This is a genomic window from Paraburkholderia sp. EG304 (assembly GCF_046543485.1).
Taxonomy (GTDB): Bacteria; Pseudomonadota; Gammaproteobacteria; order Burkholderiales; family Burkholderiaceae; genus Paraburkholderia; species Paraburkholderia youngii.
The window spans coordinates 113,995-136,172 of sequence record NZ_JBKGUA010000012.1 but is presented as its reverse complement, the minus strand read 5'-3'; the positions used below and the strand labels follow the sequence as shown (position 1 = coordinate 136,172).

General features: G+C 64.1%; 20 protein-coding genes and 1 pseudogene. 4 read left to right on the top strand and 17 right to left on the bottom strand.

Annotated elements, in window-relative coordinates; translation table 11 throughout:
• Positions 1-42 precede the first annotated feature (42 nt).
• The 7 genes from ACLFKU_RS16980 to ACLFKU_RS16950 form a co-directional block, all read right to left on the bottom strand.
• On the bottom strand, positions 43-939 hold the full coding sequence (locus ACLFKU_RS16980) for a TauD/TfdA dioxygenase family protein (protein ID WP_410849822.1): 897 nt from the start codon (positions 937-939) through the stop codon (positions 43-45).
• Positions 940-1,091: 152 nt separating this feature from the next.
• Entirely contained in the window at positions 1,092-2,045 is a 954-nt protein-coding gene (locus ACLFKU_RS16975; protein WP_368586163.1) for an ABC transporter substrate-binding protein, read from the bottom strand.
• 20 nt (positions 2,046-2,065) lie between these two features.
• Positions 2,066-3,874, bottom strand: a complete 1,809-nt coding sequence (locus ACLFKU_RS16970) for an amino acid ABC transporter permease/ATP-binding protein (RefSeq protein WP_410849821.1) — start codon at positions 3,872-3,874, stop codon at positions 2,066-2,068.
• 19 nt (positions 3,875-3,893) lie between these two features.
• Positions 3,894-5,255 carry an LLM class flavin-dependent oxidoreductase gene (locus ACLFKU_RS16965; RefSeq protein WP_368586161.1) on the bottom strand — a complete coding sequence of 454 codons (1,362 nt, stop codon included), beginning with the start codon at positions 5,253-5,255 and terminating at the stop codon, positions 3,894-3,896.
• Between the two features lie 38 nt (positions 5,256-5,293).
• Complete coding sequence (locus ACLFKU_RS16960) at positions 5,294-6,295, bottom strand: LLM class flavin-dependent oxidoreductase (protein WP_410849820.1); 1,002 nt, start codon at positions 6,293-6,295, stop codon at positions 5,294-5,296.
• A gap of 43 nt (positions 6,296-6,338) precedes the next feature.
• Positions 6,339-7,268 (bottom strand): ABC transporter substrate-binding protein, encoded by a 930-nt coding sequence (locus ACLFKU_RS16955; protein WP_410849819.1) that lies wholly within the window; start codon positions 7,266-7,268, stop codon positions 6,339-6,341.
• A 40-nt stretch (positions 7,269-7,308) separates the two neighbouring features.
• The gene (locus ACLFKU_RS16950; protein ID WP_368586159.1) at positions 7,309-7,860 is read right to left on the bottom strand and encodes a GNAT family N-acetyltransferase; all 552 of its coding nucleotides are present in this window, start codon (positions 7,858-7,860) and stop codon (positions 7,309-7,311) included.
• A gap of 383 nt (positions 7,861-8,243) precedes the next feature.
• Between ACLFKU_RS16950 and ACLFKU_RS16945 the strand changes: the two genes are divergently transcribed.
• Positions 8,244-10,223, top strand: coding sequence for a PhoX family protein (locus tag ACLFKU_RS16945; protein WP_410849818.1), 1,980 nt, complete (start codon positions 8,244-8,246; stop codon positions 10,221-10,223).
• A gap of 520 nt (positions 10,224-10,743) precedes the next feature.
• Here the strand turns inward: ACLFKU_RS16945 and ACLFKU_RS16940 are convergent.
• The 8 genes from ACLFKU_RS16940 to tauA form a co-directional block, all read right to left on the bottom strand.
• Positions 10,744-11,058, bottom strand: a complete 315-nt coding sequence (locus tag ACLFKU_RS16940) for a DUF4148 domain-containing protein (protein WP_410849817.1) — start codon at positions 11,056-11,058, stop codon at positions 10,744-10,746.
• 447 nt (positions 11,059-11,505) lie between these two features.
• Positions 11,506-12,525: a succinylglutamate desuccinylase/aspartoacylase family protein gene (locus ACLFKU_RS16935; protein WP_410849816.1), complete on the bottom strand. Its 1,020-nt coding sequence runs from the start codon at positions 12,523-12,525 to the stop codon at positions 11,506-11,508.
• A gap of 40 nt (positions 12,526-12,565) precedes the next feature.
• On the bottom strand, positions 12,566-13,300 hold the full coding sequence (locus tag ACLFKU_RS16930) for an amino acid ABC transporter permease (RefSeq protein WP_368586155.1): 735 nt from the start codon (positions 13,298-13,300) through the stop codon (positions 12,566-12,568).
• The gene (locus tag ACLFKU_RS16925; protein ID WP_410849815.1) at positions 13,300-14,043 is read right to left on the bottom strand and encodes an amino acid ABC transporter permease; all 744 of its coding nucleotides are present in this window, start codon (positions 14,041-14,043) and stop codon (positions 13,300-13,302) included. Before ACLFKU_RS16925 ends, ACLFKU_RS16930 begins: the two co-directional genes overlap by 1 nt.
• A gap of 89 nt (positions 14,044-14,132) precedes the next feature.
• Positions 14,133-14,951 (bottom strand): ABC transporter substrate-binding protein, encoded by an 819-nt coding sequence (locus ACLFKU_RS16920; protein ID WP_410849814.1) that lies wholly within the window; start codon positions 14,949-14,951, stop codon positions 14,133-14,135.
• Positions 14,952-15,099: 148 nt separating this feature from the next.
• A complete protein-coding gene (locus ACLFKU_RS16915; RefSeq protein ID WP_410849813.1) occupies positions 15,100-15,984 on the bottom strand; it encodes an ABC transporter permease subunit in 885 nt (294 codons plus the stop codon).
• Positions 15,984-16,763 (bottom strand): taurine ABC transporter ATP-binding protein, encoded by a 780-nt coding sequence (locus ACLFKU_RS16910; RefSeq protein WP_410849812.1) that lies wholly within the window; start codon positions 16,761-16,763, stop codon positions 15,984-15,986. The genes ACLFKU_RS16915 and ACLFKU_RS16910 overlap by 1 nt, the downstream gene beginning before the upstream one ends.
• On the bottom strand, positions 16,760-17,809 hold the full coding sequence (gene tauA, locus ACLFKU_RS16905) for a taurine ABC transporter substrate-binding protein (RefSeq protein ID WP_368586150.1): 1,050 nt from the start codon (positions 17,807-17,809) through the stop codon (positions 16,760-16,762). The genes ACLFKU_RS16910 and tauA overlap by 4 nt, the downstream gene beginning before the upstream one ends.
• A 234-nt stretch (positions 17,810-18,043) precedes the next feature.
• On the opposite strand from tauA, the gene ACLFKU_RS16900 reads away from it, so the two are divergent.
• The 3 genes and pseudogenes from ACLFKU_RS16900 to ACLFKU_RS16890 all read left to right on the top strand — a co-directional run bounded on the left by ACLFKU_RS16900 (position 18,044) and on the right by ACLFKU_RS16890 (position 20,739).
• Positions 18,044-19,114, top strand: coding sequence for an aliphatic sulfonate ABC transporter substrate-binding protein (locus tag ACLFKU_RS16900; protein WP_410849811.1), 1,071 nt, complete (start codon positions 18,044-18,046; stop codon positions 19,112-19,114).
• 28 nt (positions 19,115-19,142) lie between these two features.
• Positions 19,143-20,006, top strand: a complete 864-nt coding sequence (locus tag ACLFKU_RS16895; RefSeq protein WP_368586148.1) for an ABC transporter permease — start codon at positions 19,143-19,145, stop codon at positions 20,004-20,006.
• Positions 20,003-20,739, top strand: a pseudogene (locus ACLFKU_RS16890) (ABC transporter ATP-binding protein). The gene ACLFKU_RS16895 and the pseudogene ACLFKU_RS16890 overlap by 4 nt, the downstream one beginning before the upstream one ends.
• A 19-nt stretch (positions 20,740-20,758) precedes the next feature.
• Here ACLFKU_RS16890 and ACLFKU_RS16885 read toward each other — a convergent pair.
• Positions 20,759-21,199: a zinc-finger-containing protein gene (locus tag ACLFKU_RS16885; RefSeq protein WP_410849810.1), complete on the bottom strand. Its 441-nt coding sequence runs from the start codon at positions 21,197-21,199 to the stop codon at positions 20,759-20,761.
• 107 nt (positions 21,200-21,306) lie between these two features.
• Positions 21,307-21,984, bottom strand: coding sequence for a DJ-1/PfpI family protein (locus tag ACLFKU_RS16880; protein WP_410849809.1), 678 nt, complete (start codon positions 21,982-21,984; stop codon positions 21,307-21,309).
• Between the last annotated feature and the right edge of the window lie 194 nt (positions 21,985-22,178).

Sequence of the window (22,178 nt, the reverse complement as noted above, 5' to 3'; positions counted from 1 at the left end):
GGCGTGCGGTGTGATGGGTGTCGTTGTGATGGAAAGCGTCGCTCAGCGGGGCACGTCGCCCTCGATCGTCGTGCGATACAGCTTGCGGCGCAGATGGTCGGGCGTGCCGGCGGCGAGATGCATCAACGAGCGGTTGTCCCAGAACACCATGTCGTGCTCGGCCCATCGATGCCGGTACAGATGCTCGGGCCGCACGCTGTGCGCGAACAGCTCGTCGAGCAACGCGCGGCTCTCGTCTTCCGGCACACCGATCACGCGCGTCGTGAAGTGCTCGCTGACGAACAGCGCCTTGCGCCCCGTCTCCGGATGCGTGCGCACGATCGGATGCACGACCGGCTTCACCTGCGCGATCTGCTCGGCCGACAGATTCGGCCGCCACGGGCTGCGCTTCTGCAGCTCCGCGTATTTGGCCAGGTAGGTGTGCTCCGCGCTGCGCCCTTGCACTGCGCTGCGCAGATGCGCGGGCAAGGTATCCCACGCCAGATGCATGTTCGCGAACAGCGTATCGCCGCCTTCGGCCGGCAACTCCTGCGCGTGCAGCAACGAGCCGAGGCTCGGCTTTTCCTTGTACGACAGGTCCGAGTGCCAGTAGTGGCCGGCGTCGCCGAGACCGATCGGCTTGCCGTTCTCGATCACGTTCGATACGACCAGCACCTCGGGATAGCCTGCCAGGCCAAACTGATGCAGCACGTGAATCTGCAGCGGGCCAAAGCGGCGGCTGAACGCGATCTGCTGGTCCGGCGTGATGCGCTGGTCGCGAAACACGAGAACGTGGTGGGCCAGATGCGCACGGTGGATGCGCGCGAAATCGTCGTCGGCGAGCGGCTGGCCGAGATCGAGGCCGAGCACTTCGGCGCCGAGCGGCGCATCGAACGGGCGAATCTCGAAGGATTGCGCCGGGGCAGCGGGAGCGGTAAAAGCAGCGGCGGTGGTCGTCACAGGCGTCTCTTCGTCGAAACTATTCAGCGGGCGCCTAACGGCGCGGTCAGTGCGACGAATGTACCGGCCCGCGCGCGCGATGCCAACGAAGCAAATCCGATACGGTTATCTGCTGGAGTGATAAACCCGATGCTGCAATGACTTTCGACGCCTCAGAACTTCGGCAGACCCGGCGGATTGCTTTCGGAGCGCGCCAACGCTTCCGACTCGATGCCCCAGTGCGCGAGCGAGCGCTGATAGGCGCCATTCGCGATCAGTCCGTTCGTCGCGACCGTCAGCGCATCCATCAAGCCGCTGCCCTTGCGCGTGGCGATCGCCACGTCCGCGCGCGCCGGCCAGCCGGCGTTCAGGGTACCCACCTCGCGGATCGCGCCGGTCGTGGCCGCATCGTAGGCAAGCGGCGCGTTCGGGTTGAATACGACGTCGGCGCGGCCCGATAGCAACGCGATGCGGCTCGCGGCGTCATCGTCGAAGTACTGGAACTCGACCGGCTTCAAACCCTTCGCGACGTTCTGCCGGTTCCATTCGAGGATGATCTTTTCCTGGTTCGTGCCCGAGGTCGTAATCAGCCGGAGACCCGCAATATCCTGCGGCTGCGCGATCTTCCTGATCGGACTCGCGGTTTTCACGTAGAAGCCGTGCAGTCCTTGCCGATAGGTCGTGAAATCGAACTTCTCCTTGCGCTGCTCGGTCACGCCGACGTTCGAGATCACCGCGTCGTACTTGCCCGAGGTGAGGCCGAGCGGCCAGTCGGCCCATGCGATCGGCACGAGGTTCAGCTTCAATCCGAGCGAATCGGCGATCAGTTGCGCGTAGTCGGCATCGGAACCGACGACGGTACGCGCATCGGTCGCATAGGTCGCGGTCGGCGGCAGGTGCGGCGAAATCGCGACCGTGAAGTTGCCGTCGTTCGCAAAGCGGTAGTGATTGCCGATAGCCGCGATCGCTGCCGGATTCTTCGGCACGCGAATGCGTCCCGGCTGCTCAGGGCTCAGGTCCACGGTGCCGTGCGGCGCCTGCGCCGCGTGTGCCAGGTCGAGCGCATTGCGCACGAGCAGCGCGCCGAGCGCCGTACCGGTGAGAATGAATTGACGTCGATTGGTCATTGATAGGGATCAGTCTGCATTCACAGGACGCGCGACAGAAACTCGCGCGTGCGCGCATGGCGCGGTTCGTTCAATACTTGCGCGGGCGGCCCCGACTCGATCACGCGTCCGCGATCCATGAACACGATCGTGTCCGCCACTTCGCGCGCAAAGCCGATCTCGTGCGTGACGATCACCATCGTCGTGCCGGAACGCGCGAGCGCCTTGATCACGTCGAGCACTTCGTTGACGAGTTCGGGGTCGAGCGCCGAGGTCGGCTCGTCGAACAGCAGCACCTTCGGTTTCAGCGCCAGCGCGCGCGCAATCGCCACTCGCTGCTGCTGCCCGCCCGACAACTGACGCGGCCACGCATGCGCCTTCGCTTCGAGACCGACACGCGCGAGCAGACTGAGCGCAAGACTCTCTGCTTCCGCGCGCGACAGACGTCCCAACGCGACCGGCGCCTCGATGATGTTTTCCAGCACGGTCAGATGCGGGAACAGATTGAAGCTCTGAAACACCATGCCGACCTCGACGCGGCGTCGCAGGATCTCTGTCTCTTTCAGCTCGTACAGCGTATCGCCGTCGCGTCGATAGCCGATCAGCTCGCCGTCGATATCGATCAGGCCACGGTCCACGCGCTCCAGATGATTGATCGTGCGCAGCAGCGTCGATTTGCCGGAGCCCGATTGACCGAGAATCACGGTGACGCTGCCGGGACGCAACGTCAACGACACGTTGTCGAGCACCTTCAGCGTGCCAAAGCTCTTCGATACCTGCTGGATCGTGATGCGCGCGCCGTCGCGTTGATCGGCCCAGCGTTGATCCAGGGAAGCGCCTACACGTGCATTGTCTTTTGCTTCCCCAGGCGGCTCGACGTGCGCATCGTCGCCGCCACGCAGAATGCCCGCGCTTTTCAGCAGCCCGCCGAAAGGGAAAGCGGACCGCACCGCGCTACGTTTTACGCCGCGTGAGAAATGCCGCTCCACATAAACCTGTATCGCCGACAACACGGTCAGAATGATCAGATACCAGACCGTCGCGACCATCAGCAGCGGAATCACTTCCAGATTGCGTCGATAGATGATCTGCACCGTGTAGAACAACTCCGGCATCGCGAGCACATAGACCATCGACGAGCCCTTAGCGAGCGCGATCAGATCGTTGAACGCGGTGGGCACGATCGCGCGCATCGCCTGCGGCAGCACGATGCGCCGGGCCTGGCGCTCGCGCGGCAAGCCGAGCGCGGCGGCCGCTTCGAGCTGACCGTGGTCGACCGACTGAATGCCGCCGCGAATCACTTCCGCCGAAAACGCCGCGTGATTGAGCGTCAGGCCGAGCACCGCGGCGAGAAACGGGCTGATCAGCTCGGTGGTCGGCACATCGAAAACGACGAGGCTCGTGAACGGCACGCCGAGGTGAACGGTCTCGTACAGATAGCCGAGATTGTTCAGGATCAACAGCAGCACGATCAGCGGGATCGAGCGGAACAGCCACACGAACGCCCACGCGCAGCCCGCGAGCAGCGGCGAACGCGAGACGCGCGCGAGCGCGATCGGAACGCCGAGCGCGAAGCCGAACGCCGCGCCGAGCGCGGTCAACAGTAGCGTGCGGCCGAGGCCGGACAATACCGGCTCGGACAGAAACCATTCAGCGAAAACATTCCAGCCCCAGCGCGGATTGCCCAAGACCGATTCGAGCACGATGCCGATCAGCGCCACGGCCGCCACGGTGCCGGCGAGCCGCGCGCGGTTCTTCGCGGGCACGATGCGATAGTCGGCGCGCTCACGCAACGTCTCGGCGTGCGAGGCGGCGAGTTGCGGATTCGCGAGTTCAGCGGTGTCGTTCATCGTCGTCTGCTCCGCGGTCTCAGGCCAGGGCAGCCGCGTTGGCCGTGTCGGCCGGGTCTGCCAACCTTGCTAACGCCTCGTAGCGGCTCGCCTTGCGCGGCAAGCCGAGATGATCGCGCAGCGTCGAGCCCGTCAACGTGCGCTCATAGCGCCCGCGTCGTTCGAGTTCGGGGACCACGTAGCGCACGAAATCGTCGAGACCCTGCGCCTGCACCGCGAAACCGAGGATGAAACCGTCGGCCGCGCCGGCGTCGAGCCAGCGGATCAACTCGTCCGCGATCTGCGCGGGTGTGCCGAGAAAATGCGTGCGCGGCGTCGCGACTTCGAGCGCGACCTCGCGCAACGTCGAGCCCTTCCTGCGCGCTTCCGCCTTGATGCGGTCGGTGGTCGAACGGAAACTGTTGCGCCCGATCTCCCCTAGCTCGGGGAACGGTTCGTCGAGCGGATACTGCGTGAAGTCGTGGTGATCGAAATAGCGGCCGAGATACGCGAGCGCTTCGTCGATCGTCAATAGCTCGCGAATCGCGCGGTATTTCGCTTCCGCTTCCTCGGGTGTCGCGCCGACGATCGGGCTGATGCCGGGGAAAATCTTCACGTCGTCGCGGCTTCTGCCATGTTCGACCGCGCTGTCTTTCACGCGCTGCGCGAACGCGCGCGTTTCTTCGATCGACACCGAATGCGTGAACACCGCGTCCGCGTATTTGCCGGCGAGCGCGATGCCCGCATCCGATGAACCCGCCTGGAAAATCACCGGCTGACCCTGCGCCGAGCGCTGAATATTGAGCGGCCCGGCCACCTGGAAGAACTTGCCCTCGTGATCGAGCGTGTGCAGTTTGTCGCGCTCGAAAAATACCCCGCGCTCGCGGTCGCGCACGAACGCGTCGTCGTCCCAGCTATCCCACAGGCCTTGTGCGACGCTCAGGTATTCGTCGGCAATCTCGTAGCGCAGCGCATGCTCGGGATGCGAGCCGCCGTAGTTCTTCGCCGTGCCTTCGAGCGGCGTCGTGACGACGTTCCAGCCCGCGCGCCCGGCGCTGATCAGATCGAGCGAAGCGAACTGGCGCGCGACCGTGAACGGATCGCTGTACGACGTCGATACGGTGCCCGCGAGCCCGATCTTCGATGTGACCGTCGCGAGCGCCGACAGGATCGAGATCGGTTCGAAGCGGTTCAGAAAGTGCGGAATCGATTTCTCGTTGATGTACAGACCATCGGCGACGAACGCGAACGCGATGCCGTGTGCCTCGGCCTTGCGCACCGTATCGACGAAGAACTTCAGGTTCACGCTCGCATCGGCGGGCCCGGCCGGATGCTTCCACGAATTCATATGGCTGCCGGCGCCCTGCAGCATGATGCCGAAATTGAGTTTGCGATGGCTCATCGGATAGTCCGCCAATCGTTGAGTGTTCGTTGGAGAGATCACGCGTAGGCCGGCTCGATCGTGCTGCCGAGCAGTTCGACCGAGCGCAGGCGCGCAGGGTAATGTTGCAACGGCGAATCGATGACGAATTCGTCGATGCCGTAGCGGCGGCTCAATGCGTCGAGCTGGTCCCGTACATCGTCGGCCGTGCCCTTGACGACGTGCGGATGGCGCTCTTCGATCGTGTAGCCGTTCGCGCCCGCCTGGCGTGCGTATTCTTCAGCGGCTTCGGCCGTCGCCAGATTCAGGCTTTGGCCGCTGGCCAGTTGCAGCCTGTAGATGCGCACCGGCCCGGTGAGCCGCTCGGCTTCGTCGCGCGTCGGCGCGGCGACCGCGTACAGCGCGAGCAGCGGCGCACGGCCGCTCGCATCGCGGTACGTCTGCACGGTGCGCTCGATGTTCGCCTCATCGCCGTTGAAGTGTCCGGCGTAGCAGAACTGCCAGCCCTGCCGGGCCGCGAGCGCCGCGCTATCCGGGCTGCCACCAAGCAGAATGCGCTCAGGCAGCGTCGGCGGAGCCGGAAACGCGAGCGCGCCCGCGAGCGGATGGTCCGGTTCGACGCCCGCGCCGAGAAACGCATCGAGTTGCGCGAGCTGCGTGTTGAAGCCGGGCTTGTTCTTCCTGTCGTGCAGCCATTGCAGCGCGCGGGTGGTCTGCGGCAGTCCGCCGGGCGCCTTACCGATGCCGAGATCGACGCGCCCGGGCGCGAGCGCCGCAAGCAGCCTGAAGGTCTCCGCGACCTTGAACGGGCTGTAGTGCTGCAACATCACACCGCCCGAGCCGACGCGAATCCGCGACGTATGCGCGAGCACATGCGAGACGACGATCTCCGGCGCCGAACTCGCGAGGTTGGGCGCGCCGTGATGCTCGGCGATCCAGAAGCGCTTGAAGCCGAGCGCTTCGGCGCGCTTCGCGAGCGACACCGTGAAGCGCAACGCTTCGGCCGCGCTCGCACCCGCGGCGATCGGACTCTTATCCAGCAGCGATAGCGAAAAGGTCATGGGATGGCAGATCGACGAAGCAAGATAAAAAGCGCTGACGCACTCAGGATTTCGGCAATCCCGGCGGATTGGTCGCGGCCTTGTCGATCGCTTCGGAGCCGAGGTTCCAGCGCTCGAGCACCGCGCGATACTGGCCTTTGCCGATCAGATCGTTCAGCGCGATCGTTACCGGCGCGGCGAGACCGCTGCCGCGGCGCGTCGTCACCGCGACTTCGGCGGTACGCGGCCAACCACCGCTGACGGTGCCCACCTGACGCGTCTTGCCATGGGTGGCCGAGTCGTACAGCAGCGCCGCGTTGACGCTGAAGATCGCGTCCGCACGCCCCGATTGCAGCGCCACCGACTTGACCGCATCGTCGTCGTAGTACTGCACCTGGATCGGCTTCAATCCATGCGCGACGTTCTGCTTGTCCCATTCGAGCAGGATCTTTTCCTGGTTCGTGCCGGCATCGGTAATCACGCGCAGTCCCGCGACATCCTTGGGTTCGCGAATCGATTTGATCGGGCTGTCGGTCTTCACGAAGAAGCCGACCTCGTCGCGCCGGTAGGTCGAGAAGTCGAACTTCGCCTTGCGCTCCTCGGTCACCGTCACGTTCGAGATCACCGCGTCGACCTTGCCGGAAGCGAGCGCGAGCGGCCAGTCCGGCCACGCGAGGATCACGACATTGAGCTTGCGGCCGAGGCTGTCCGCGACGAGTTGCGCGAGATCGGGATCGAAGCCGACCACGGTCTTCGCATCGGTGGCATAGGTGCTGATCGGCGGATGCGCGACGACGATGCCGACGGTCAGTTCGTCTTTCGCGACGAACGGGAAGTTCGCCGGCACCGCCTTCGTCGCGGCTGCATCCTGTTCGGCGCGAACGCGGCCGTGCTGGTCGGGACTGAGATCGAAACCGGTCGCGGCAAACGCGTTGCCGCTGACATAGAACATGGCCGCCAATACGAGCGACGACAACTGTAGACCTGTCTTCATGTGATATCCGTCGAAGTGTGAGGAGATAGGAGTGCAGCGTTTAGCGGACTGCCAGATCGGCGTCTTTCGCGCGCAGGTCGTCGAGCGTGTCGATGCGTTGCGGCGCGAGCAGGTTCTTGCCGAAGCGAAGATGCACGTGCACTTCGGGAGGTAACGCGGTATCGAACAACTTCGTATAGCCGGTGCGTTCGTAAAGCGCCCATGCTTCCGGCTGCTTGAAACCGGTAGTCAGATAGATGCGCGAGTAGCCCTGCGCGAGCGCGCGCGCTTCCAGTTCCTGCACGACCTGTCGCGCGAGTCCCTGGCGGCGCAGATCGTCGCGCGTCCAGATGCGTTTGAGTTCCGCGGTACGCGCGTCGTAGCGCTTGAACGCGCCGCCGCCGATCGTCTCGCCGTCGCGAATCAGCAGAATGAATGCGCCGTGCGGCGGTGCGAACAGGTCGGCCGGATAGCGCGCCATCTCCTGCGCGGCGGCCGCGCCGCCGTCCTTTCGATAATCTTCGTAGCGGGTCGCGTATTCGTGCAGCAGCGCGTCGAGCAGCGGTTGCGCACGGGGATCGAGTGGCGTGGTATCAACGACGAGAGTGCTCATGAACGATCGACGCGAGGTCGTCGGATAGTCAGGAGCTCATACGATAGCGTGCAGCCGCGTGGCCGCTAACCAAGCAATTTCTCTATCTTTATCTGGTCTCGCGATTGGCTGCGATCGCGACAAACGCGCTGCAATTGCGTAGCGCAACGCCCATGTCACGTCGAGATGCGTGCAAACGTACGCGCCAGCAATTCCGGCGACCTACGTCGGCACGCGGCGCGATCTCCGGTCGACACACCGTGACAGCACTTTGCCGAAAACATTACAAACTGCTGTCAAATACGTTTCATATTAATTCCATAAAGTAACGCGTCAATCCGGCGCGCCATGGTCATCCCGATCCTGAGTCCCCGGTACACCCCACAACAAGGAACCAGGAGAACATGGTGCAATCATTCGACTACTCACGCCGCAGGGCTCTCAGGATCATCGCAGGCGCGCCGATGCTGCCCCTCGGCGCGTGTGCCGCGACGACGCTTCTCACGGGCTGCGGCGGGAGTAACGACCTAGCGGGGAGAAACACGCCCGCCGCCAGGGAAGCGACCTTCACGGCAGCGTCGTTCGCCGGGATGGCAGCGCCTACACTCGCGAATCCTGCTGCGATGGCAGCGACCACGGTCGGATCGACGCTGACCACGCAGTACAGCGACGGCAGCAGCCGTACCTACAAACTCGCGTATCAGCCGTTCTTCGTGACGGGCGACACGGTAGCGAACACGACGGGCGGCGTGATCGTGGCGGGCGGTTATTTCGACATCAACAACCAGCCGATCATGGACACATCGGTACCGGGCAAGGAGCGCCAAATTTTCTCCGACTGCCCGGACGGCACCTCGCTGATCCGGCTCGACAAGCCGGTGGTGAAGGGCGTCAAGGGGAACGCGGTGTTCGCTGTGGTGCAGTTCGAATACGCGACGCGCGACCAGACGGAAACAGCCGCGGGCGACATGTACGGCAAGCTGCCGTCGCCGATTGCCGTGCTGACGCTCGATCAGGACCCGACGACCGGCAAGCTCACGCTGGTCAGCTATTCGAACGTCGATACGTCGGGCGCGCATGGATTGTGGATCACGTGCGGCGCGAGCCTGTCGCCGTGGAATACGCATTTGTCGAGCGAAGAGTACGAACCGGATGCCGCGACCATCGCGACGAACACGCAGTTCCAGGCGTACAGCCTTAACCTGTACGGCAGCAAATCGGCGGCGCGGCCGTATCACTATGGCCATCTGCCGGAAGTGACCGTGCATCCTGACGGCACGGGTACGGTCAAGAAGCATTACTGCCTCGGCCGCATTTCGCATGAACTGATTCAGGTGATGCCCGACAAGCGCACCGTGCTGATGGGCGATGACGCGACCAACGGCGGCCTGTTCATGTTCATCGCGGACAAAGAAGCCGACCTGTCGGCGGGCACGCTGTATGTCGCGAAGTGGGCGCAACGCTCGTCGGCGGGTGCCGGCGCTGCTACGCTGACGTGGCTCAGAATCGGTCACGCGACCAGCGATGAAATCGAGGCGCTCGCCGATACGCTGACGATCACGGACATCATGGACATCGTCACCGACGAGAAGAACCCGCCTGCCGATCCGACGTTCACCCGGATTCACTTCGGCGGCAAATTCAACTGGGTCCGCCTGAAGCCTGGCATGGAGAAAGCCGCCGCATTTCTGGAGACGCACCGCTACGCCGCACTGCGCGGCGCGAGCATGGGCTTTACGAAACTCGAAGGGACGACGGTCAACGCGAAAGACAAGATCCTGTATTCGGCGATGTCGCAGATCACGGCGTCGATGGTGCGGGGCAATGACCATTCGACCGATATCGCGCTCGACAAGGGCATTTCATCGGGCGCCGTCTACGCGCTGAATATGAAGGGCGGGCAGCGCGATCTCGATGGCGCCGCGATCGACAGCGAATGGGTTCCCATCGATATGAGCGCGCCGGCTGAACTGGTTGGCGAAGATCTGGCGAGTGCGGACAGCCTCGGTAATACCGCGAATCCGGAGAAGATCGCGAATCCGGACAACCTGAAGTTCTCGGAAAAGCTGCGTACTTTGTTCATCGGTGAGGACAGCGGCATGCATGTCAACAATTTCCTGTGGGCATATAACGTCGACACGAAGGCGCTGTCGCGCGTGCTGTCGTGTCCGGCCGGTGCGGAGTCGACAGGATTGCATGCCGTCGATGAAATCACTGGCTGGACCTACATCATGAGCAATTTCCAACATGCGGGCGACTGGACTTCCCTGCATTCGAAAGTGCAGGCCATGCTCGATCCGCTCGTACGCGCGAACTACCGGAACCGCTTCGGCTCGGCGGTCGGTTATCTGACCGCGGACCCGACATCGATCAAACTGGTGTGACGGCAAGGATCACGGGGATTCCATCCAGTTTTGTTGTGAGGACCATTGATGGCGCTTTGAGCCAGTAGAAAGGCACGCATTGCAAGCGGTTCCGAGGGCTGTTCAAGATCGGGCTGTTCATTTCGTTGTTTCTGCTGTCGGTTCGCTGTGTCCCGCCAAACAATGTGTGGGCAGAAAGCGAGTCGAACGCATATTGGGCGGCTTCCGGTTGTCTCGGCGTGCGGGACCTCACGGACTTCTATTTCGTGGTCTGGGTGACGATCGAACTGATCGTGGCGGCGCTGGCGTATGCGGCGATCATGAAGCTATGGCGGTGGTATCGCACGAGGCAGTAAATGCAACACCCGTTGCAGCCGTCTCTTTAACGTGCGTGAGCGCCAATGAACGTGGGATACAGACGTTAAACCCGACCTCGACGACGCCCCCTGGTCGTCGTCGATGCCGCGACGACGCAGAGCGCGGAGGGGCCCTGCGAAATCCGAAACCGTGCACACGCGCTCGAGCGCTCAGCACCGCCAAGTTACGGATGGTTGTACATCGCGTCCCAGTCAGCCTTCGACACTGCCGGCCGACCTTGGTCCGACGAACCACTTGCGGCACCGCCGTAACCACCGTTTGTTGCAACTTGCTGCGCGGCGACCTTCGCTTCCGCGGCCTGGATCGCGTCGGGATAGTGCGCTTGATCCCCATCACCGCCGCGATAACCCGCCTTCTGAAGCTGAACAAGTTCCGCGCGCACCTGGGCGCGGGTAATCGGGCCATTCGACTGGGCGAACGAGGCAACCGGCACTACGACTGCAACGGCAACTGCAACGGCTTGGATGAGGGACTTCATGATTCTCCATCGACTTTCGTTAGCGGTGCGACAACGTGTCTGCACCAACACCGAAAGTCTAGGAGCCTTCCGCCCGAGGGTTAACCCCTAGTATTCGAAGGCATTGTTCCAATTAGCAGCAGAATGCTGGCATCTTCGCGCGCATGCCCGCCCGGCGACGCGAAGCGGCCTTTGCGAGTGCAACTGGCTATCGCACGACCGCCAGGTGCGTGCCGCGCTGGGAGGATCTGGCGCCGCAACTGCCTGCTGGCACTCCCCGCCCGCCGAATAGCGCGCTCATCCCCGAGCGATGGCGTTTGGAGGCACCGACTGCCAGTTCCGCCGAACGACTACAGTCGCCGGTGCCGTTACGTTCCCGGCGCAGACTGCGCAGCATCCGTCGGGGCCCGGCGTCTCGCGGACGTCGGTCCAGACAGCGTCAAGCGATCCGAATGCGCCCCGCCCGCTTCAGCGGACCCATTCCTCCGCGAGATGAAATAGGCAATCCCCTCGCCTGACAGGCGCAGGCACCCGCTTGCATACGACTTCGCCATCGCTCGCGAAACGACAGGTCACCGGCTCTCTGAGCGGCGCGTCCGGGAAATGAATGCGCGCCGCGGGCTGCCCTGCGACCACCCGCTCGCCGAGTTCAACCAGCGGCTCAAAAAGACCGTTGTCGTACGCGTACACGTAGTGACGCGCGCCCGCGACGCGCAGGAAACGCGTGTCGGCAGGCGGCACCTCAGGCACGAGTGGACCGCTCAATGCACCGATCGCGCCGAGAAAGTGCAGCAGGCCGTGGCGGGCTTCGCGGAGTAACGCCGCATCGACGGCTCCGCCGCCGCCGAGCTCAGCGGTGATCGACAGCGCCCCTTGCCGGCGCGCAGCCGTCGCCGCATGCACCGGGTTTTCCGCATGCAAAAACGCGTTCGGCAACCCGAAAGCGCGTAATGCGTGTTGCAGCCGCTCATTCTCCGCGTCGTCGCGCGGATCGATCGCGAGCATGTTGTTGCCACGATAAAGCAGCGAGCTGCCGCCGGAATGAAGATCGATCAGATAGTCCGCGCGCGCGAGCAACACATGCTCGATGTAATGCGCGATCACCTGCGTCGGAGAACCTTGCGGATCGCCCGGAAACGTGCGGTTGAGATTGCCGTCGTCGAGCGGCGACGTGCGAAGGCCCGCCTCGGCCGCCGGCGCATTCGCTTGCGGCAACAGGATCAGTTGACCGGCAACCTCAGCCGCGTCGATTTCGCGGATCAGCGTCGACACAAGGATCTGTCCTTCGTACTCGTCGCCGTGATTGCCCGCCATGATCAGCACGACCGGGCCCGCGCCGTTGCGTATCGAAGCGATCGGAATCGGCAGCCAGCCATACGCGGACCGATGCACGGAATGCGGCAGCCGCAGATAGCCCGCATGCTTGCCCTGAGCGTCCAGATCGATTTCACTGCGAATCGGGTTGCTCGGCGTAAGGGTTGAACTCATTGCTTCGCTCGCGCAAGTAACGGCCTTCTAGCCGTTGCGGCTAGACGCCAAACGGAAACTGCCATTTGATCTTCGTTTCGCCGTTCGCCGCATGACCCGAACGAAAGCGGCGCTTCAGCAACCACGTCGCACCGTACTGCAGCGTCGAACACAGCAGCAGATAAACGATGCCGACAAACACAAAGATCTGCACCGGATACACCATCAGCCGATTATTGACCTGATTGGCGAGAAACGTAAATTCGGGCACGCCGACGATATAAGCGAGCGACGTATCCTTGATCAGCGTGACCCACTGATTGACGAACGACGGCATCATGATCCGTATCGCCTGCGGCAATTGCACGTATCGCAGCGCCTGCCAGCGCGTCATTCCGAGTGACGCCGCCGCTTGCGCCTGTCCCGCGCCGACCGCCGCGATGCCTGCCTGCACCGAATGCGACAGATACGCGCCACCGATCAGCGCGAGTGCGCAAACCACGGTGGCGAGGCCGGGCACGTCGATGTGCAGCAGTATCGGCATCAGGAAGAAGGTCCAGAAGATCAGCATCAGCACCGGGATCGCGCGAAAGAAGCCGACAATGGCCGTGAGCGCCAGATGCGCGGCGCCGCGCGTCATCGACAATGCGATGCCGCCGGCGAGACCGACCAGAGCGGACAGCAACGCCGAGACGATCGACATCACGACCGTCAGCGCCGCGCCGCCGAGCGGCCCATCGGGGAACGTGCCGAGCAGCAGATAGCGCAGTGTCGGCAGCCATTCGAGCTCGCTCATCAATGCCCTCCCTGCAAAAGCCGCGCGTTGCCGCGCCGCGCACCGCCGCGTTTCCACACCAGCAACACCACTTCGATAACCGCGATGATCGCGATATAGAGCACCGTCGCCGCGCCGAATGCCTGAAACGTCTTGAAGGTTTCCGTATCGACCTGCCGCGATACATACGACAGTTCCGCGAGCCCGATCGTCATCGCCAGCGACGAGTTCTTCACGAGGTTCATGTATTGCCCGGCAAGAGGCGGTGTCGCGATGCGGATCGCCTGCGGGAGAATCACGTAACGGAACGCCGCGAGCGGCGTGAGCCCCAGCGCCGCGGCGGCCTGATGCTGCGCATCCTTGACGCCGCGCATACCCGCGCGAAATTCCTCGCCGACGAACGCGGTCGTATAGCAGGTAAGCCCGACCCAGCCCGCGACGAATTCGAACGACGGCCACGCAATCGTCCAGCCAAATAGCGACACCGTGTGCGACGCATTGAACCATTCCATCCACGGCTGCGGCAACAGCGTCGCTGCACCGAAATACCAGAACAGCAATTGCACGAGCAACGGCGAATTGCGAAACGCCAGTATGTATAGCGCGGCCGCACGCGCGAGCATACCGTTGCGCGCATTACGCGCGAGCGCGAGCCCGAAACCGGCGAACGTCGCCGCCGCGCCCGCGCAGGCCGACAACATGAGCGTCATCAGAAAGCCATGCGCGATCCACCCAAGGTACTTCGGTTCCAGCCAACCGTTCATTCTGCCCTTCTACTCGAGCGCTTTCGTTGCGCAATGAAAAGCGGCCCGCCGTTTTCACACGGCAGGCCGGCTCTAAAGTTTCCGTCGGATCAGCTCTTCTGCGGATCGCCGATCTTGAACAGACGCGGCAACGGCGCGCGGCTCTCCGGTCCGAACCAGCGGTCGTAGATCTTCGCGGCGCTGCCGTTCGCTTCGAGGCCCTTCAGCGTATCGTCGACGACGTTCAACAGACGCGTCTCGCCCTTCGGCACGCCGACGCCTTCATAGTCGTTCGAAATCGTGAACGGCGGGATCTCGTAATTCGCCTTGTCGGGCACGTTCGCGAGCAGCGCGACGAGCTTCGGGCCGTCCTGCGTGATCGCCTGCACGTTGCCGGCGCGCAGCGCGGCGAACGCGAACGGCGTGTCGTCGTAGGCGACGATCGTCGCGTTGGGGAATTGCGCGCGCACCTGCTGTTCGTTCGTCGTGCCCTTGTCCGCACCCACGCGCAGGCTGTTCACCTGCTGCGGCGACGTCAGTACGCCCTTCTTTGCGATGAACTGCGTACCTGACGCGAAGTACGGCGTGCTGAAATCGACTTCCTTCTTACGCTCGTCGGTAATCGTGAAGTTCGCGAACACGAGGTCGACCTTGCCCGACTTCAGGAACGCGATGCGGTTCGCCGGATTGGTCGGCTGGATTTCGAGCTTCACGCCGAGCTTGTTTGCGACCGCCCGCGCATAGTCGACGTCGAGTCCGACGATCTGATTGGTCTTCGGATCGACGAAACCGAACGGGGCGTTGCTGTCGAAGGTGGCGACGCGCAGCACGCCCGCCTTCTTGATGTCGTCGAGACGATCGGCGTGCGCTGTGCCGGAAATCGCGAGCAGCAACCCCATCACTGCTGCGCCAACGAATCTGATTTTCATGGTTAGGCCTTTGTTTTGGATGTTTTATGTACGACGTGATTCACGACTGCCTCACGACAACGACGCACTGACTGTAACAACGCGCATCGCAATGGCGAACCAACTAATCGTCACGAGCTAAGCGGCGATTCAGATATGCGGCAGGTGCTTACTGCTTGCCTTTCCACGGCACCAGCCTGCGTTCGAGCGCGCGCATGCCGAGATCGAACAGCCACGCGATCAGACCGATCAGCACGATCCCCATCACGACCACATCGGTGCGCAGGAAGCTCGACGCGTTGAGCACCATCTGGCCGAGTCCGGCAGTGGCGGCGACCATTTCGGCCGCAACCAGCGTGGTCCAGCCGAAGCCGATCGCGATGCGCAGCCCGGTCAGGATTTCGGGCAGCGCGGCGGGCAGCACCACGTGCAATACCACCTGGCGGAAATTCGCGCCGAGCGACCACGCCGCGTTGATTTGCTCGACGCTCGCGCTGCGCACGCCGGCACGCGCGGCCATCGCGATCGGCGCGAAACATGCGAGCCAGATCACGACGATCTTTGCGGTCTCGTCGATGCCGAACCAGATCACGACGAGCGGCAGATACGCGAGCGGCGGCAGCGGCCGGTAGAACTCCAGCGGCGGATCGAGCAGTCCGCGCGCAACGCGGCTCACGCCCATCAGAATGCCGACCGGTATCGCGGTGATGCTCGCGAGCGCGAACGCGCCGAACACGCGGATCGCGCTCCACAGCAGATGCTCCGACAACGGCAAGCCGCCCTGGATGCGACCGTGCCATGCATCGACGAACGCATGCCAGACCGCGTCCGGTGCGGGCAGGAACAGCGGTGGTAGCCAGTGCAGATGAGTCGCGGTCCACCACAGCAGCGCAACTACCGCGACGCAGGTCACACTGAGCCACGCGCTCGGGCCTTCACCCGGCATGCCGCGATAAGGTCTGCGGCCGTGCGCCGCGCCGCGTAGCCGGGTCGAGCGACGCGCTGTGTCAGGACGTGCCGGCGCGTGTTGTTGCGACGATTCGATCATGCTCATCAGGCGGCCTCACGCAATGTATCGTGCAGCCGCCGCGTCAGACGCTCGCGCCACTCGATGAAAGCCGGCGACGACTTGACCGCGCGTGCATCGCGAGTCGCCAGATATTCGCGTGCGAACGGCAGTTCATGGACTTCGGCGATGCGTCCGGGCCCCGGTGTCATCAGTACCAGACGCGTCGCGAGAAACAGCGCTTCCTCGACGCTGTGCGTGATGAAGAACACCGTCTTGTGGGTGCGCGCCCACACGTCGAGCACGAGTTCCTGCACCGTCTCGCGCGTCAGCGCATCGAGCGCGCCCATCGGCTCGTCCATCAGCAATATCTCAGGATCGCTCGCCAACGCGCGCGCAATACCCACGCGCTGCTGCATGCCGCCCGACAGCGCATGGATCTTCGCGTTCGCGTGCCGTTCGAGCCCGACGAGCGCCAGCGTGCGCCGCGCGATCTCGTGTCGCTGCGCACGCGCGATGCCGCGAAACCGCAAGCCGAGCGCGACGTTGTCGAGCACGTCGAGCCACGGCATCAGCGCATGCTTCTGGAACACGACGCCGCGCTCGGCACCGGGTCCGTCGATCGGCGTGCCGTTGAGCCGCACCTCGCCCTCGCTCGGATCGACGAACCCGGCGATGCAGTTGAGCAACGTGGTCTTGCCGCAACCCGACGCCCCGAGCGCGACCACGAACTCGCCGCGCTCGATGCGCAGATCGACACCCGCGAGTGCGGGCTCGCTCGCACCGGCGTAGCTCACGCGCAGTCCGCGGATGTCGAGCATGCTCATCGCGCGGCCTGCTGCGCGAAGCGCGGATTCACGGCCGCCGAGTAATCGGGCAACACGTTCTGGATCGTGCCCTGCGTCTTCAGGAACGCCGCCGTGGCCGCGAGCGATTGCGCCGCACCGGACTGCTTGCCGCCGCCGAGCCAGGTCGGCGACGCCTGCTCCGCGGCGCTCGGGAACGCGTACAGCGCGAGGCTCGCGGGCACGTCGGCCGGTGCCGCGCCCGACTCCTGCGCGACCGCCTGCACCTGCTGCGAAGCCGCGGTCCAGTCGGCCTTGTGATCGCGATACAGCGCGTCCGTATCGGCGAGCACCTTGACGAGACCCGCCATGAAGGCCGCGTTGTCGCGCTCGAACTGCCGCGACGCGACAAAGCCGTCGAAGGTTGCCTTGCCGCTTCCCTTCGCGACTTCGCCCGACGTAATCAGCACCTTGCCATTCTGCTTGACCTTCGCGAGCACCGGGTCCCAGATGTAGGTCGCATCGATATTGCCGCGCTGCCAGGCGGCGGCGACTTCAGGCGGACGCAGGTTCAGGATCTTCACCGACGACGGATCGACCCCCGCCTGCTGCAACGCGACCAGCGCATGAAAATGCGACGTCGACACATACGGCACGCCGATCGTCTTGCCCTTCAGGTCGGTGATCTTCGTGACGCCCGAACCGTCGCGCGCGACCAGCGCTTCCGCGTCGTTGATGTTGTCGAGAATCCAGAACAGCGACAGGTCGACGCCTTGCGACAGGCCCGCCGCGATCGGGCTCGATCCCGCCTCGCCCAACTGGATCGAGCCTGACGCCAGTGCGCGCACCACATCCGCGCCGCTGCCGAGCTTGCGATACGTGACCTTGTAGCCCGTCGCTTTTTCGACGGCGCCGGTGGCTTGCGCGTAACGCCACGGCACGACCATGTCCTGATAGCCGATCACGACTTCGCGGCTTTGCGCGTGCGCGGATGAAGCGAACGGCGAAAACGCGGCAATGCCGGCCGACGCCGCGACGAAGGCAGCGGCGCGCAGCGCACGCCGCAACTGACGGAGAGAGTGATTCATCGGAAGCCTTCGGGTTGATTTGAGATACGAAGAAGGCTCCGACTATAGGCATTTTCGACCGGCGCGGTTCCAACGAATCATGCATAGCTAATCACTGGAACGCAGCATTGCTTTTGCGTCGTGACTCTCCGCCATAGCGCCAAAACTGCTTTGATTCTGAGCATTTGTTGGTTCGCTCGCGCGACCGTCCTGGTTACATTGAACGACCACCACACGCGACCATAAGGACAATCGATGACACCGACCCGGGGCTTTTCATTCTTCACGACAGCGCGCAATGCAATCGAGCCCGGCGGCGAACGCAACCGCAGCAGACGCGGTTGGCTGAAAACGGCCGCGGCCGCGCTTGCACTCGGCATCTTCGGCGCAGCCCACACCGCTAACGCCGCGCCGCTCGACGAGCTGAAGCTCGACTATGCGTACTATTCGCCGGAAAGCCTCGTGATCAAGCGCAACGGCTGGCTCGAACAGGAGTTCGCCGCCGACCACACGCAAGTGAAGTGGGTGCTCAGCCTCGGCAGCAACCGCGCGCTCGAATACCTGAACAGCGGCGCGATCGACATCGGCTCGACCGCGGGCCTCGCCGCCGTGCTCGGCAAGGCGAACGGCAATCCGATTCGCGCGGTGTACATCTATTCGCGGCCCGAGTGGACCGCCCTCGTCGTGCGCAAGGACTCGCCGATCAAAACCCTCGCCGATCTGAAGGGCAAGAAGATCGCGGCCACCAAGGGCACCGATCCGTTCCTGTTCACGTTGCGCGCGCTGCATACGGCGGGGCTGTCGCGCGACGATGTCGAGATCGTCAACCTGCAGCATCCCGATGGCCGCACCGCGCTCGCCAACGGCCAGGTGGACGCGTGGGCCGGGCTCGATCCGCACATGGCGGCCGCGCAGGTCGACGATGGCGCGCGGCTGTTGTATCGCAACGTCGACTTCAACACCTGGGGCTTCCTGAATGCGCGCGAGGACTTCATCCGCGACCATCAGGACGCGCTCGCGCGTGTGCTGAAGGTCTATGAAAAGGCCCGCGTCTGGATCGCCGCTCACCCTGACGACACCGCCAGGATCGTCGCGGAGGAATCCAAGGTTTCGCTGCCGGTCGCGAAACTGCAGTTGAGCCGCAACGACTTCAGCCAGCCTCAGCCTGGCGCCCGGCAGATTGCCGCGCTCAAAGCCGCTGCGCCGATCCTGGTCGACGAGCAACTCGTGAAGAGCGGCACCGATCTGAACGCGATCATCGATGCACTGGTCGACGCTAAAGTCGCGCAGCCGGTGATTGCGACGGCGAGCAACGGCACGAAATGAACCGCACGCACCAGACCCGAGCCTGCCGATGAGCACCGCGAAGAACTTCACGCTCGCACGGAGGGATTCGTCCTGTCCGTCGTGTAGCGAACTCGCCCAACCGCCGCGCGCGATCGACCCATTACGACTGTGGCGCTATGCCGGTCTCGCGCTGCCGGTCGTGTTCCTGGCTGTCATCGAGCTGCTGGTGCGCGCGTCGATCCTGCCGATGCATCTGGTCCCCGCGCCGAGCGCGATCGCGCAGACGCTATGGGATCTCGGCGCGGCGCGGCTCGCGCGCCATATCGGCGCGAGCGTGATCCGCGTGTACGGCGGCTTTGCGATCGGCGCCGTGCTCGCGCTGCTGATCGGCGCGGCAATGGGCCTGAGCCGGCGCGTCGATGCGTTGCTCGACCCCATGTTTCAGGCCTTGCGCGCAATTCCGTCGCTTGCGTGGGTGCCGATCCTGCTGCTATGGATGGGCATCGACGAAGCGCCGAAGATCACGCTGATCGCGATCGGCGCGTTTTTCCCCGTGCAGTTGAGCGTGGTGGCCGGCATTCACGGCGTCGACCGCAAGCTGATCGAATTCGGCGAATTGAACCGGCTGAGCCGGCGCGCGCTGTTCACGCGCATACTGCTGCCCGCGTCGATGCCGCAGATTTTCACCGGGCTGCGCACCGGGCTCAGCCTCGCCTGGATGTTCATGGTGGCCGCTGAACTGATCGCGGCGACGCGCGGGCTCGGTTATCTGCTCAGCGATGGACGTGAAACCGGCCGGCCGGATCTGGTGTTCGGCGCGATCCTGCTGCTCGCGTTGCTCGGCAAACTGAGCGACGGCATGCTGAAAGCGATCGAGCTACGCGCGCTGTCGTGGCGCGATGCGCACCAGACGTCGGAGGCCGCGCGATGAATCGGGCACTTGCTCCGTTACTCGAAGTACGTGGACTGACGCGGCGCTTTGGCGAGCGCAACGTGTTCGACAAGGTATCGTTCGCGCTGTCGCGCGGCGAGATCGTCAGTCTGGTCGGTCCTAGCGGCTGCGGTAAAAGCACACTGCTGCGCGCGGTGGCGGGACTCGATCGCGCAACCACGGGTACCGTGCTGATCGACGGCGTGCCTTTGCTCGCGCCGTGCCGCGCGTCGGCATGATCTTTCAGGAACCGCGCCTGCTGCCATGGCTCAGCGTGGCCGACAACATCGCCTTTGCCGCGGGGCCACACGCGGGAGACGATCCGCGCGTCGATGCGCTGCTCGCCGAGGTGGGCCTCGCTGGCGTGCGCGACGCGCTGCCGAAGCAACTGTCCGGCGGCATGGCGCAGCGCGTCGCGCTCGCGCGAGGTCTGTTCAACGAACCTGAACTGCTGCTGCTCGACGAACCGTTCAGCGCCGTCGATGCGATCACGCGCGCGCGGCTGCAGCAGTTGCTGCTCGCGTTGAAGCATGCGCGCGGCACGACGGTGCTGCTCGTCACGCACGATCTCGACGAAGCGCTGAGTCTGTCCGATCGCGTGCTGCTGTTGTCCCCGGCGGGCGTTGGCAGCCCGAGCCGCATCGCGCGCGAACTGCCGATTGCGTTACAACGGCCGAGGAATCCGCGCGATGCGTCGTTGGATGCGCTGCGCGATGTTTTGCTGGAGATGTAGCGGCCTGCGGAAAGTCGCGCTATCGCGCACGCCGCGCTTCAACGAAAGCCTCGACATAACGCAGCGCCTGTTCGCACTGCCCGGGCGTGAACGCGTGAATGCTCGCCGGAACCGGATCGAAGCCGAGCTCGGTCGCGACCCACCGGATCGCTTTCGCGCGGGCTTCGAATGCGTTCACGCCATCGCGGCGCACCTTCGCGGCGACGAGCGGTTCGAGCGCGTCGTGCAGCTTGCTCTTCGACTCGCGCAACGCCGCGTCGGCGAGGCGGCCGAGCGGCAGGTTGTGCTTGCTGCGCGAATACACGCCGATCCACGCCTGACAGGCGGTGCAGATCCACAGCGGGCCTTGATCGCTGCGATACGGGTAGGACTCGTCGCCGTAACGCGCGAGCAAAGCACGATTGCCGCAGTAGTCGCATGACGGCTGCGGCAGTGCCTTGACGGGCTTGCCTACGCGCATGGGGAGTGCCCCCGGGACAATTTGCAGTACTTCATCGCATCAATCCGACTGGCGGAAACGGGTGGACCCTCACAGTTTAATGGAATGCCCACACGCGCAATCAAGGTTTAGCTTCTCTCTGCGATCTCCATCACGACGCGACGCCGCGCCGCCAGACTTTCCGCCGACCTCTGCCGAACCAGCTCCACCACCGCTTGCGGCGCCAACGCCGGGTCGCCCGCGTCGAACGGCGGCGCGGGCGCATATTCGAGTTCGAGCTGGATCGCCTGCGCCTCTTCGACGCCCGCCAATTCGGCAGCCACGGTCAACCCGAAATCGATGCCAGCCGTCACGCCGCCGCCGGTAATCAGATTGCCGTCGCGGACTACACGCGCATGCGTCGGAATCGCGCCGAGCGGCTCCAGCAACGAGTGAAACGCCCAGTGAGTCGTCGCGCGCCGCCCGCGCAGCAATCCGGCCGCGCCCAGTAGCAATGCGCCGGTGCAGACCGAAGTCACGTAGCGCGCGCTCGCGGCCTGCCGGCGAACGAAGTCGATCGTCTGCTCGTCTTGCAACAGCGCGGTCACGCCGCTCCCGCCTGGCACACAGATCACGTCGAGCGCCGGGCAGCTTTCGTACGTCGCGCTCGGCGTCAGCACGAGGCCGTTGCTCGACACCACCGGCTCCCGCGTCTTCCAGACCAGATGCATCGTGGCTTCCGGCAACGATGCGAGCACGTCATGCGGGCCGGTCAGATCGAGTTGCTGTACTTTCGGAAACACCAGAAAACCGATTTGGAGGCTCATAGGGATACCTTATCGAAGGAGAAATCGAAACACGCCATCTGTCATTTCTTCCAGCTGGACGGATCGATTCTATGCGCGTTGTGTTTGGCAAGACTGCCATTGGTCCCTTGATTTCTGCCACGCGTTGTCGTATGTCCAGCGCTTCCCGCTCAGTCGTGCTGTCCGCCTGACAAAGAACAACTGCGCACGATCTG